The organism is Maribacter spongiae (assembly GCF_047345125.1).
Taxonomy (GTDB): domain Bacteria; phylum Bacteroidota; class Bacteroidia; order Flavobacteriales; family Flavobacteriaceae; genus Maribacter.
In genome coordinates this window covers 186,293-198,722 of sequence record NZ_JBLFEQ010000007.1, presented here as the reverse complement: position 1 = coordinate 198,722, position 12,430 = coordinate 186,293, and the positions used below count along the sequence as shown (strand labels likewise).

Below are 12,430 nucleotides of genomic sequence, written 5' to 3'. Positions count from 1 at the left end.
TTGAAACATATTGATCGAGAATGAACGAAACTTTTACATACCTTATCATTGGCCTTATTTTTCTGGCAATAGGCTATTTTTTAGGCATTTACATACAAAAAATAAAAACAAGGTCCGGCCAGAGTGCCTTGGAGGAACGTGAACGGCAATTGCAGGGAAATTTGTCCGCATTGGAGCAACGTTTACAGGACTCGGAAACGCATAAAACAAACCTACGGGAAGATAAAGAGCGGTTAAGTCATCAAATTGTTCGCTATCAGGCCGATCTGGAAAACCTTCAGGCAAAGAACAGGGAACATAAAGACGAAGTAGAAAAACTACAGGAAAAATTCACCAAGGAATTTGAAAATCTGGCTAATAAGATTTTAGAGGAAAAGAGCCTAAAATTTACGGAACGTAATGAAAAGAACATCAAGAATATTTTAACGCCCCTGAATGAAAAAATCCGATTGTTCGAGAAAAAGGTAGAAGAAAGTCAAAAGGAGAATATTAGTATCCACTCCGCCTTGAAAGAGCAATTATTGAACCTCCAGACACAAAACCTTAAAATAACCCAAGAAGCCGAAAACCTGACGAAGGCCCTAAAGGGCGATAGCAAAATGCAGGGGAATTGGGGGGAACTGGTATTGGAACGTGTCCTGGAAAAATCCGGTTTGGAGAAAGACAGGGAGTATTCCGTGCAACAAAGCTTTATCCGGGAAGACGGTGCGCGGGTATTGCCCGATGTCATCATTAACCTGCCCGATGGCAAAAAAATGATCGTGGATTCCAAGGTTTCCCTCACGGACTATGAACGTTATATAAATGCGGGAAACGATGTGCAGGAAAAATTCCTGAAAGCCCATATCAATTCCCTAAGAAGGCACGTAGATCAATTATCCGCAAAAAAATACGAGGACCTGTACGAAATGGAGAGTCCCGACTTTGTATTAATGTTCGTTCCCATAGAACCGGCATTCGCCATAGCCGTAAATAGTGATAATTCACTCTATAGCAAAGCCTTTGAGCAGAACATCGTTATTGTTACCCCATCTACCTTATTGGCGACCCTGCGCACTATAGATAGTATGTGGACCAATGAAAAACAACAACGGAACGCTATAGAAATTGCACGCCAGGCCGGTGCCCTTTATGACAAGTTTGAAGGCTTTGTCAATGATTTGACCAAAGTGGGCAAGAAAATGGACGAGGCAAAATCCGAATACAAAGGAGCCATGAACAAATTGGTGGAAGGCCGAGGCAATATTGTCACAAGTATAGAAAGGCTTAAAAAAATGGGGGCCAAGGCGAAAAAGGCTATCCCCGAACCTATTCTAAAACGGGCACAGGAAGATGATTTTGCCGATGAAGAGCCTAAATTAAAACTGTAACATGAAAAAAATCCTGTTTCTTTTTATTAGTGGTGTTATTCTATTTCTGGCCCTCTATTACGCTTTTGTCTATTATGTTCCTTATAGCGAAGGGGTTCGTTCCGGAGAACTTATAAAAATTAGCCGTAAAGGTATTATTGCAAAGACTTGGGAAGGAGAAATAAGCCAAGGTATTTCCGGAGCCCGAATATTTGCTTTTTCGGTTTTGGACAAGGACAAGGAAGTCATTGAAAAATTAAAGGAATACCAGGGAAAATACGTCAAACTGGACTATACGGAACGCTACACCACTTTCTTTTGGTTGGGCGATACCAAATATTTTATTACCAAGGTCGCACCCGAAAAATCTCCCCATTTTGGGAAATGAAATGGGTTATTGAACGACTATATCGTTTAGTTATTGATGTTTGATGTTATGACTACCATGCATTCAATATGCAATACCTTAATTTTTCTATAATCTGATCACTAAAACATGGAAAACTATAAAAACGTAAAAGAGTCCCAGGTGTCCATTACGGAATTGATGCTTCCCTCCCACTCTAATTTTGGTGGCAAAGTACATGGTGGGCACATTCTTAATCTTATGGATCAGATTGCTTTTGCCTGTGCCTCCAAACATTCGCAACGGTACTGTGTAACGGCTTCTGTAAACCGGGTGGATTTTCTAAACCCTATTGAAGTGGGCGAACTGGTGACGCTTTGTGCGTCTATCAACTATACGGGCAGGACTTCAATGGTGGTCGGTGTTCGGGTAGAGTCCGAAAATATAACCACGGGTAAAAAAAAGCATTGTAACTCCTCTTATTTTACCATGGTGGCCAAGGATGAAAACGGAAAAAGTACTCAAATCCCCGGGCTTTTAATTACGGATAGGCAAGGAGTGCGCCGTTTCAGCCGGAGCAAGTTCAGAAAAGAATCCGCTTTCCAAAGAGATACAAAGTTTGATTCCAGCAATTTTAATACCGGTGAATTCCTGGATGCCCTGGAGGGTGAAAACGTTAAACTGGACCTGGAGTAAGTCCCACAGCCGCCGCTTTATCCATAAACCATAACAATTCTCCTAATCTTGGAGCCACCAAACTAGCGGGATAATCAGTAAAATTTCCTTTTTTATCGATAATTTCCGATACCTTTTCGGCTTTGCTTTCCCCGGTCACTAAAAAGGCAACTGTTTTTGCGTTATTAATAACTTTGCCATTGATAGATACACGCTTTTGTCCGGATTCAGGATGTGTGGCCACAACACAATGATCATGGGCATCCCATAAGTGAATCTCATGGGGAAAAATGGAAGCGGTATGGCCATCGTCCCCCATCCCAAGGATTACCAAATCAAATTGGGGTATATGCTCCACCCTGTCCAAATTAACTTCCAGCAAGTCGGCATACCGAACGGCTTCTCCGAACGGTTCTTTTTCGCCTAGAATACGGTGTATATTATTCTCCGGAATCCCTATCTTAGAAAATAGATGTTCCACCGTCATTTTATAATTGCTTTGGTCATCCATAGGGGGAACACAACGCTCATCTCCCCAATAAAAATGTACTTTCCGCCAGTCAATTTTATCGGCATAGGACAAGGCCAACTCATCAAAAACTATTTTAGGCGTACTTCCGCCGGAAAGTGCAATATGCACCTCTTTTCGTTCCAAAATAAAATCGGCCAGATACTTGGAAAATTCTCTGGCTACTTCATGTTTATCGCTGTATATTTTTAGTTTCATCGTTCTATTAAATTAGTTCTCCATGACATCCGAACGAACGGCTATCCGGTGGCAGTATTCAGTGCTCAGTAGCAATATTCAGGATACTTGGCATCTAACAGAGTACACAAAAACCCGGATCGTCCGCTAAATTCTCCCCGGGATTTCGCCACATACCCACACCTTCAATTAAATCATCTGCATTTTCTGGGCCCCATACCCCGGCGGCATACCCGTACATACGTACATCCTTTCCTTTTTTCCAATATTCTAAAATAGGGTCTACAAATTCCCAGGCGGCCTCTACTTCATCGGCCCGTGCATAAAGGGTCGCATCGCCCTGCATGGCATCCAGCAATAACCGTTCATAGGCATCCATTACACGGTTTTCCGTCAAGCTGGAATAGTAAAAATCCAAATTGGCGCGTTCCACTTTAAAACCTTGCCCCGGAACCTTTACACCAAATTTAACCAGAATCCCTTCATCCGGTTGGATGCGGATGATCAATTTGTTGTCCTTATTATTTATTCCCGAGTCCTTAAAAATCTGATGGTGCGGTGTTTTAAAATGGATGACCACTTCGGTCACCTTAGTGGGCATACGTTTGGCCGTGCGTACATAAAAAGGCACATCCGCCCATCGCCAATTGTCCACAAAAAACTTTATGGCCGCATAAGTCTCGGTAGTGGAATTGGGATCGACCCCATCTTCTTCCCGATATCCATTTATTTTCTCCCCATCAATTTCAGAGGCAATATATTGTCCTTTAATAGTATTGTCATACAAGGTTTTATGGTCTTTCATGATACGGAGCGATTTCAGGGCCTTCACTTTTTCATTCCGTATCTCTTCCGGACTATCGCCAATGGGGGGTTCCATAACAATAAGGGAAACTATTTGGAGCAAGTGGTTTTGAAACATATCCCGTAACGCCCCGGATTTATCATAATATCCCCCTCTTTTTTCAACGCCAACGCTTTCCGCATTGGTAATTTCCACATGATGTATGTAATTCCTGTTCCACAGCGGCTCAAAAATGCTGTTCGCAAAACGGGTGACCAGAAGGTTCTGAACGGTCTCCTTGCCTAAATAGTGATCGATCCTATAAATCTGGTGTTCTTCAAAATATTGTTGTATTCCCTTATTCAAGGTCTGGGCGGTCTTTAGGCTATAACCAAAAGGTTTTTCCACGATCAAACGTTTCCATCCATTATTTTGTGTGCTCAAACCGGCATCGGCCAAACTTTTGGCGATAGATTCGTACAACGTAGGCGGAGTGGAGAGGTAATACATGATATTCCCGCCCGTTTTATGCACTTTGTTCAATTCAACCACCCGCTTCTTTAAATCGCCATATTCCCCATCATATTTTTCGCCCAGATCCTCATAAAAGAACTTAGCGGCAAAATCATCGATGTCTTTTTGTGATCTGTCCTCGAATTTTTCTTTTAGGTAATTACTTTCCAAAACAACTTTTTTACGAAAATCATCGTCGGACATATTACTTCTGCTGGCACCAAGTACTACAAAGTTTTCAGGTAATTGTTTGGCGGTAAATAGGTTAAACAATGCCGGAACGAGTTTTCTGGCGGTTAAATCCCCGGAAGCCCCGAATATTACCAGCATTTGATTTTCTGTCATCTTCATAGAAAGCTGTATCGTTTATTTGAGAGTCACGAATATAACGTTTATTTTAGGTTCGGCTAAGGCAAAATTTTCCTTGGCGATATCTTAACAATAATTTGAAAATGACAAATACATACGATTTTGGATTGATAGGTTTAGGGGTAATGGGACGCAACTTTATCCTTAATGTCGCGGATAATGGCTTTGCGGCCTATGGCAATGATTTGGATGAAGAAAAAGTAAATGCCCTTATTGAAGAAGGGGGTGATATGGATAAGGTAAATGCCACTACGGATGCGGCGACCTTTGTAAATGGGTTAAGTACGCCCAGAAAAATTATGTTGTTGGTGCCCGCAGGGAAAATTGTTGATGCTGTAATCGAAAGTTTATTACCGCTACTGGAAGAGGGCGATATTATCATAGACGGGGGAAATTCTTTTTTTACGGATACGGACAGGCGCGAGGCTTACCTGGCCGGCAAGGGCATCAATTTTTTTGGGGCCGGGGTTTCGGGTGGTGCCAAAGGTGCCCGTTTAGGGCCGAGTATAATGCCCGGGGGAAATAGGGAGGCCTACCAGCATGTAAAACCTATTTTTGAGGCTGTAAGCGCAAAATATAAAGGAGAACCCTGTGTGGCCTATTTGGGTCCAAAATCGGCAGGAAACTATGTAAAAATGGTCCATAACGGTATTGAATACGGATTGATGCAGCTCACATCCGAAATTTATGACGTCCTCAAAAAAGGCGGTGATTTTTCCAATACTGAATTACATACTATCTTTTCTACATGGAATTCAGGTAGGTTACAATCTTTTCTGGTTGAAATTACTTCCGAAATTTTTGAACAAAAGGATGATTTAGCCGGTGGACAACTGGTAGACAAGATCCTGGACAAGGCCAAACAGAAGGGTACCGGAAAATGGACGAGCCAAAATGCAATGGACCTGGGCATTCCCGTACCTTCCATAGATATTGCGGTAAGTATGCGGGAAATATCCGCCCTTAAAGGGGAACGTATTATGGCGGATGCCCTGTACGATCGGCCTAAAGTTGAAAAGATGGATAAGAAAAAGCTTGGGAAACTATCCGAAGAAGCACTGTATTTTTCCTTTATCATTACCTATGCACAAGGGCTACACCAGTTAGGGGATGCCTCCAAAGAATACGATTATGACTTGAACATATCCGAAATTGCAAAAATATGGCGGGCAGGCTGTATCATTCGAGCAGGGCTTTTGGCGGATATTACCGAAGCTTTTAAAGCCGATCGCTCATTGCCCAATTTGCTGCTCTCCCCTACTTTTGTAGAAAAAGTACAGGGAACGGTAGATGCGGCCCGTGAGTTGGTGGCCTATGGCGTTAAAAATGGTATTCCACTGCCCGGGCTTTCCAATTCCCTTACATATTTTGATGCCTATACGGCGACAAGACTACCCTTGAACCTGATACAGGCACAGCGCGATTATTTTGGTTCACATACGTATGAACGATCGGACAGGGAAGGTATTTTCCATACGGAATGGGAAGCATAACGATCCTGAAAAAAATAGCCTCTTATTTTTACAATATATGCCCTATCAGGTCTATGTTATAGAACTCTCAAAAAGAGTGTTTACGGAAAACAGGCGATTCCGGGAAGCCAACCCACAGTTTAACGGGGTTTTGGAATGCCTTTACGTGGGTATGACCGGCAAAACCCCTAAAGAACGATTTATCCAGCATAAAACAGGGGCCGTAAATAAAAAGGGACATCCGCTTTCCTCCAAGATCGTTAAAAAATATGGTTCATATTTGAGACCCAGTCTGTACAATCATATAAAACCTTTGCACACACGAGCGGAAGCATTAAAAATGGAAGAAACCCTGGCCTTGGAATTACGCAGGAAACGTTATGCCGTTTGGTTCAATTAAATAGGTTGTCCCTTTCGGCTTTTAAAAGCCGAAAGGGACAACTTAAACTTTATTTGGAAAGATACATCTTCCTTCTTGCGTACAGGTTATAGAATTCATCATCCTTTAAACTGTCAATGAATAGGATACTTTCTCCCGTACTTTTCATTTCCGGCCCAAGGTTTTTGTTCACATTAGGGAATTTATTGAAGGAAAAGACAGGCTGCTTAATGGCAAAGCCTTCCAGTTCTGGTTTAAAATCAAAATCCTTGACCTTCTTTTCTCCCAGCATTACCTTGGTAGCGTAATTCACATACGGTTCTTTATAGGCCTTGGCAATAAAAGGTACGGTACGTGAAGCCCTTGGGTTGGCCTCGATGATATAGACCATATCGTCCTTGATCGCAAACTGAATATTGATCAACCCGACGGTATTTAAGGCCAAAGCGATTTTTTTGGTATGGTCCTTTATTTGTTGCATCACAAACTCGCCTAAATTAAATGGCGGGAGCGTTGCATTGGAGTCCCCGGAGTGGATACCACAGGGCTCTATATGCTCCATGATTCCTATGATGTACACGTCTTTTCCGTCGCAAATGGCATCTGCCTCGGCTTCTATGGCCCCATCTAAATAATGGTCCAATAGGAGTTTGTTATTGGGGATTTTCCTGAGCAGGTCCACCACGTGTTCCTCCAATTCTTCCTTATTGATCACAATTTTCATTCCCTGGCCGCCCAATACATAAGAAGGTCTTACCAATAACGGAAAATTAAGTTCATCCGCCAATTGAAGGGCCTCATCAGCGGTTTCCGCAGTTCCGAATTGTGGATAGGGAATATTGTTTTCTTGCAATAAGGTAGAGAAGCTTCCACGGTCTTCTGCCAAATCCAGCGACTCATAACTGGTCCCTATGATATTTATCCCATATTTGGAGAGTTTTTCGGCCAATTTTAAAGCGGTCTGCCCACCTAATTGAACAATAACGCCTTCTGGTTTTTCATGGCGGATTATGTCATAGATGTGTTCCCAAAAAACAGGTTCAAAATAGAGTTTGTCCGCAGTATCAAAATCCGTGGAGACCGTTTCCGGATTACAATTGATCATGATCGTTTCATAACCGCACTCGGCCGCGGCCAAAACTCCATGCACGCAACAATAATCAAACTCGATTCCCTGACCGATCCGGTTGGGCCCGGAACCCAGTACTACAATTTTTTTCTTATCCGTAACAATGCTGTCGTTCTCAACATATCGTGTACCGTCCGGTTTTTCGATATCGGCCTCAAAAGTAGAATAATAATAAGGGGTCATGGCCTTAAATTCCGCCGCACAGGTATCCACCAACTTATATACCCTATTGATATTAAGTTCCGTACGTTTGTTATAGACTTCGCTTTCATAGCAGTCCAACATATGGGCAATTTGCCTATCGGCAAACCCTTTTTGCTTGGCCTCCAACAACAGGTCCTTGGAAAGGCTGGCGATTGTATATTCGGATATTTCCTTTTCCAATTGGTGCAGTTCCTCATATTGTTTTAAGAACCACATATCTATTTTTGTAATTTCATGGATTCTGCTCAACGGAATCCCCATTTGTATCGCATCATAAATTACGAACACACGGTCCCAACTGGGAACGGTCAGTTTACTTATAATTTGATCGTAGTTCCTATAGCCCTTGCCATCTGCCCCAAGACCGTTTCTTTTGATTTCCAAGGACTGTGTTGCCTTGTGCAGTGCTTCCTGAAAGGAACGCCCTATGCCCATGACCTCTCCTACCGATTTCATCTGTAATCCCAAGGTACGATCGGATCCTTCAAACTTATCAAAGTTCCAGCGTGGTATTTTTACGATGACATAATCAAGGGTAGGTTCAAATAAGGCCGATGTGGATTTGGTAATCTGATTTTCCAGTTCGTCCAAAGAATAGCCAATGGCCAACTTTGTAGCGACCTTGGCAATAGGGTATCCCGTTGCTTTTGATGCCAGGGCCGAAGATCTTGAAACCCTTGGGTTGATCTCTATGGCAATGATATCCTCTTTCTCATCCGGGCTTACAGCAAACTGTACGTTACATCCCCCTTCAAAATCACCGATACTCCGCATCATTTTTATGGCCATGTCCCGCATTTTCTGGAATGTACGGTCAGATAGGGTCATCGCCGGTGCTACGGTAATGGAATCCCCGGTGTGAATTCCCATGGGATCCATATTCTCTATGGTACAGATAATAACGACATTGTCATTTTTATCCCGCAATAACTCCAATTCATATTCTTTCCAACCCATTAGGGCTTTATCGATCATTACTTCATGGATGGGGGAAATTTCGAGTCCATGGCTCAATAATGCATCAAAATCCTCTGGTTTATACACAATGGACGCTCCGGCCCCTCCAAGGGTATATGAAGCTCTAATGACCAAGGGAAAACCAAATTCCTGGGCAATCTCTTTTCCTTTAAGAAAGGAAGTAGCCGTGGCCTGTGGTGCCATGCCTACACCAATCTTTAACATCAGTTCACGGAACTGTTCCCGGTCTTCGGTAATATTTATAGCATCTATGTCCACTCCGATCAGTTCAACGCCAAAGTCTTCCCAAATTCCCTTTTTATCCGCTTCAATACACAAATTCAGTGCGGTCTGCCCTCCCATTGTAGGTAAAACGGCATCTATTTGAGGGTGGTTCTTTAAGATTTCCACTATAGATTTTGTCGTTAACGGTTTCAGGTACACATGATCTGCCATAGAGGGGTCCGTCATGATCGTAGCGGGATTGCTATTGATCAAAATAGTCTCTATCCCATCCTCACGAAGTGAACGTAAAGATTGTGAACCGGCATAATCGAATTCACAGGCCTGACCAATAATTATAGGGCCTGAACCAATAATCAAAATCGAATTTAAATCTTTTCTTTTCGGCATTTTCTTTGATTGTATTGAAGTAATTGGACAAAAAAAAGGTGCTACTTTAAAAAAAGTAACACCTCAATATTTTAAAAAAATCGAATCATTTATTTTTTATGTCTTGGCTCGGAGGATACGGTTAATTTCTTTCTTCCTTTTGCTCTTCTCCGGGCAAGGACCTTTCTTCCATTAACGGATGCCATGCGCTCACGAAAACCGTGCTTGTTCTTTCTCTTTCTCTTTGATGGTTGGAATGTCCTCTTGCTCATCGCCTAGATTTTTATCTTCTTTATATTGTTTTGGGATTACCTTTTTAAGGGGAGGTAAAACTGGGCGCAAATATACAAAGAGTTTTTTCTTTGACAAGCCCAATTAAAAAAATATTTTTAATAATCGGTTCGTTTCAAAACCCAGCTTTTCGCTAATTTTGCCAGCATTAATTTTCATGGCAAATTTAGGGAGTTATCGTTATTTTGCCCAATACCTGTTCGAGATAGTAAGAATCATCCAAACAAAAACAATTCATGTTCAATAAAAATCTAAAACTTGTCATAGCTGGTTTAATTATTGCTTATGCCGTATATCAATTCATTGAAGGGTATATTGGAAACGGCATTTCTTTACTGTTGCTCTCCTCTATTTTTATATTCCTTTATTTTAGAAACGAAATTATTTTACTTGCTTTTTTAAGAATGCGAAAACAGGATATGGAGGGAACCCAAAAATGGTTGTCCAAAATTAAAAATCCGGAAGCATCCTTAACAACGAAACAACAAGGTTATTACAACTATCTACACGGTATCATCTTTTCCCAGACCAACCTTACCACGGCGGAAAAGTATTTTAAAAAGGCCCTTAAACTTGGCCTTACCATGGATTATGATGTGGCCATGGCCAAATTAAGCCTAGCAGGTATTGCCATGCAAAAAAGACGTAAAAGAGAAGCCACTACCCTACTTCAGGAAGCTAAAAAATTGGACAAGAACAATATGCTTACGGAACAAATCCGTATGATGCAACAGCAGATGAAAAAAATATAGCCGACTGTAACGCAGTATTCAGCATACCGGATAATCCTGATTTAGGCCCACCCCTTCATCAGAAAACAGTTTCATTATACTATCCCGCTTCCTTATAATATCCTTTATTGGGAATCTCGATCGTATATTTTTTTCTTGAGGCATTGTTCAAATGGGGTTCCCGCAACCAGGGATTATGACGTTTTAATATCTTATAGTTGATTTCATATTCCTGGGCAAAATCCGCAAAACTGGATATGGGCCCATCAATTTCTACGTTAAAGGTGGGAACCGCCTGGTACAAATCTTCTTTCTCTATATAAAATCCATATTTTTCAGGGTTTGACAAAATTTCTTTGATCGCCATGATCCTAAAAACGTACCTACCTGTTTCCTCGCCCAATAACAGGTCGTAATAATCATCTACCTGTTGGATTCCCATAAATTTATTGATAGCTCCGGGTCCGGCATTATACGCTGCAGCGGTCAAGGTCCAGCTCCCATAGCGGTCTTTCCATTTATTCAAATACCTACAGGCTACTTCGGTGGATTTTTCCAGATGATACCGTTCATCGACGTTGGAATTTATCTCCAATCCATATTCTCTTCCCGTTCCCTTCATTATTTGCCAAAATCCGGTAGCACCGGCATGTGAGACCACATTAGTAAGACCGCTCTCCGCTACCGCTAAATATTTAAAATCATCCGGTATTCCATTTTTGGCAAGAATGGGTTCGATCACCGGAAAATATTTGTGCGCCCTTTTCATCAGCAATAGGGCATTGGACTGCCAATAGGTATTCACCAAAAACTCCCTGTCCACACGCTCCATGATCTCAGGGTCTTTCTGCGGAACCGTCTCTCCCGCAAAATTCAAGTTTTTTGGGATGTCTATGGACGATATATTGTATTCCTTGGCCACATGCTTCTCAACACTGTCCAGGGCAACTCCATTTTTTACCTCCGGGACAGAATTATTTCTTTGAATCCCAAAAATCAAGGTGCCGATAACAAAAAATATGCCCAAAAGCATCAATATATTCTTAAGTAATTTCATTTTGATCGTTTTGCGATAATATCAAAGGTATCAATAGAACTTTCTTATTCCAAAATAATTGCGGGAAGGTGTTCATTAAACCATTTGGCCCTGTGAATAATCATAGTATGCGTCCCATTCTTGACAATTTTACAGTTTTCTATATTTTCCAAAGGAAAAACCGCATCTTTCTCTCCTTGGATATGCACTAGATTCCCTAAGGGTTCTTTTTGTTTCCAATTTACCATTTGATCAATACACCAATCTATATAATCCTTATCCCTAACGAAAAGGTATTTCTCATACAGTTCCAGTCGTTTGGTCACGGTCTCCCCAAAAGCGTATTTTGCCAATAGTTCCACATTATTTACCAAACCCGTGGGCAATAATTTATGAACTTTGGTGTAGCGGGCAAACAACATTTTTTTTGGCAGTTCAAATCTGCTCTTTACACTGGAAATAATGATTACTTTACGAACATTTATGCATTTTGCCATTTCCTGGACCAATATCCCACCAAATGAAACTCCGATCAGGACAGAATCTTCATGTATTATTTCCTTGCACATTTCCCGGGCATACTGTTTTAGGCCACTACCGTTCACAGGCATCTTCCATTCCAAATAATACATATCAAAAACATCCCCGGAAAGTTCTATATAGTCGAATATAGCCTTACCGGCAGCCATTCCGGGCATAAAATAGACAGGTGTTTTGACATTGGTTTTCACTAAGGCAGGCTACAGTAAACTAGGAAATTAACTAATTTTTTATTAATTTTGTATTCTGTTTGGAAATTTTTAGGAGAAATCCAATTTTGACCCTTTCAGATTCTAGTATTGTGAAATTACGATTTGAGAACATCGTAATTTTTTTG

Annotated in this window: 12 protein-coding genes; 6 read left to right on the top strand and 6 right to left on the bottom strand. The window is 41.5% G+C overall.

Going from position 1 to position 12,430, the window contains the following annotated elements; all coding sequences use genetic code 11:
* The first annotated feature begins 20 nt into the window (after nucleotides 1-20).
* From ACKWB9_RS11650 to ACKWB9_RS11640, 3 genes are all read left to right on the top strand, one after another.
* A complete protein-coding gene (locus ACKWB9_RS11650; protein WP_414003190.1) occupies nucleotides 21-1,370 on the top strand; it encodes a DNA recombination protein RmuC in 1,350 nt (449 codons plus the stop codon).
* A 1-nt stretch (nucleotide 1,371) separates the two neighbouring features.
* On the top strand, nucleotides 1,372-1,737 hold the full coding sequence (locus ACKWB9_RS11645; protein ID WP_414003189.1) for a 6-phosphogluconate dehydrogenase: 366 nt from the start codon (nucleotides 1,372-1,374) through the stop codon (nucleotides 1,735-1,737).
* A 108-nt stretch (nucleotides 1,738-1,845) separates the two neighbouring features.
* Nucleotides 1,846-2,391, top strand: a complete 546-nt coding sequence (locus tag ACKWB9_RS11640; protein WP_414003188.1) for an acyl-CoA thioesterase — start codon at nucleotides 1,846-1,848, stop codon at nucleotides 2,389-2,391.
* Here ACKWB9_RS11640 and pgl read toward each other — a convergent pair.
* Together pgl and zwf are read right to left on the bottom strand one after the other, a co-directional pair.
* The gene (gene pgl, locus ACKWB9_RS11635; RefSeq protein WP_414003187.1) at nucleotides 2,372-3,097 is read right to left on the bottom strand and encodes a 6-phosphogluconolactonase; all 726 of its coding nucleotides are present in this window, start codon (nucleotides 3,095-3,097) and stop codon (nucleotides 2,372-2,374) included. The genes ACKWB9_RS11640 and pgl overlap by 20 nt on opposite strands.
* A 94-nt stretch (nucleotides 3,098-3,191) precedes the next feature.
* Complete coding sequence (zwf, locus tag ACKWB9_RS11630) at nucleotides 3,192-4,724, bottom strand: glucose-6-phosphate dehydrogenase (RefSeq protein ID WP_414003186.1); 1,533 nt, start codon at nucleotides 4,722-4,724, stop codon at nucleotides 3,192-3,194.
* A gap of 101 nt (nucleotides 4,725-4,825) precedes the next feature.
* Between zwf and gndA the strand changes: the two genes are divergently transcribed.
* On the top strand, nucleotides 4,826-6,235 hold the full coding sequence (gndA, locus tag ACKWB9_RS11625; RefSeq protein WP_414003185.1) for an NADP-dependent phosphogluconate dehydrogenase: 1,410 nt from the start codon (nucleotides 4,826-4,828) through the stop codon (nucleotides 6,233-6,235).
* A 37-nt stretch (nucleotides 6,236-6,272) separates the two neighbouring features.
* Complete coding sequence (locus ACKWB9_RS11620) at nucleotides 6,273-6,614, top strand: ribose-5-phosphate isomerase (RefSeq protein ID WP_414003184.1); 342 nt, start codon at nucleotides 6,273-6,275, stop codon at nucleotides 6,612-6,614.
* A 49-nt stretch (nucleotides 6,615-6,663) separates the two neighbouring features.
* Here ACKWB9_RS11620 and carB read toward each other — a convergent pair whose 3' ends face one another.
* A complete protein-coding gene (gene carB / locus ACKWB9_RS11615) occupies nucleotides 6,664-9,516 on the bottom strand; it encodes a carbamoyl-phosphate synthase large subunit (protein WP_414003183.1) in 2,853 nt (950 codons plus the stop codon).
* Nucleotides 9,517-9,605: 89 nt separating this feature from the next.
* Entirely contained in the window at nucleotides 9,606-9,767 is a 162-nt protein-coding gene (rpmH, locus tag ACKWB9_RS11610) for a 50S ribosomal protein L34 (protein WP_084696363.1), read from the bottom strand.
* A gap of 255 nt (nucleotides 9,768-10,022) precedes the next feature.
* Between rpmH and ACKWB9_RS11605 the strand changes: the two genes are divergently transcribed.
* On the top strand, nucleotides 10,023-10,538 hold the full coding sequence (locus ACKWB9_RS11605) for a DUF2892 domain-containing protein (RefSeq protein WP_414003182.1): 516 nt from the start codon (nucleotides 10,023-10,025) through the stop codon (nucleotides 10,536-10,538).
* Nucleotides 10,539-10,617: 79 nt separating this feature from the next.
* Here ACKWB9_RS11605 and ACKWB9_RS11600 read toward each other — a convergent pair whose 3' ends face one another.
* Nucleotides 10,618-11,574 (bottom strand): lytic transglycosylase domain-containing protein, encoded by a 957-nt coding sequence (locus tag ACKWB9_RS11600; protein WP_414003181.1) that lies wholly within the window; start codon nucleotides 11,572-11,574, stop codon nucleotides 10,618-10,620.
* Between the two features lie 44 nt (nucleotides 11,575-11,618).
* Entirely contained in the window at nucleotides 11,619-12,251 is a 633-nt protein-coding gene (locus ACKWB9_RS11595) for an alpha/beta hydrolase (RefSeq protein ID WP_414003211.1), read from the bottom strand.
* Between the last annotated feature and the right edge of the window lie 179 nt (nucleotides 12,252-12,430).

Bases quoted from the DNA above. Each gene is read 5' to 3' on its own strand.
- ACKWB9_RS11650 (WP_414003190.1), top strand. From the start codon at position 21: ATGAACGAAACTTTTACATACCTTATCATTGGCCTTATTTTTCTGGCA.
- ACKWB9_RS11645 (WP_414003189.1), top strand. From the start codon at position 1,372: ATGAAAAAAATCCTGTTTCTTTTTATTAGTGGTGTTATTCTATTTCTG.
- ACKWB9_RS11640 (WP_414003188.1), top strand. From the start codon at position 1,846: ATGGAAAACTATAAAAACGTAAAAGAGTCCCAGGTGTCCATTACGGAA.
- pgl (WP_414003187.1), bottom strand. From the start codon at position 3,097: ATGAAACTAAAAATATACAGCGATAAACATGAAGTAGCCAGAGAATTT.
- zwf (WP_414003186.1), bottom strand. From the start codon at position 4,724: ATGAAGATGACAGAAAATCAAATGCTGGTAATATTCGGGGCTTCCGGG.
- gndA (WP_414003185.1), top strand. From the start codon at position 4,826: ATGACAAATACATACGATTTTGGATTGATAGGTTTAGGGGTAATGGGA.
- ACKWB9_RS11620 (WP_414003184.1), top strand. From the start codon at position 6,273: ATGCCCTATCAGGTCTATGTTATAGAACTCTCAAAAAGAGTGTTTACG.
- carB (WP_414003183.1), bottom strand. From the start codon at position 9,516: ATGCCGAAAAGAAAAGATTTAAATTCGATTTTGATTATTGGTTCAGGC.
- rpmH (WP_084696363.1), bottom strand. From the start codon at position 9,767: ATGAGCAAGAGGACATTCCAACCATCAAAGAGAAAGAGAAAGAACAAG.
- ACKWB9_RS11605 (WP_414003182.1), top strand. From the start codon at position 10,023: ATGTTCAATAAAAATCTAAAACTTGTCATAGCTGGTTTAATTATTGCT.
- ACKWB9_RS11600 (WP_414003181.1), bottom strand. From the start codon at position 11,574: ATGAAATTACTTAAGAATATATTGATGCTTTTGGGCATATTTTTTGTT.
- ACKWB9_RS11595 (WP_414003211.1), bottom strand. From the start codon at position 12,251: ATGCCCGGAATGGCTGCCGGTAAGGCTATATTCGACTATATAGAACTT.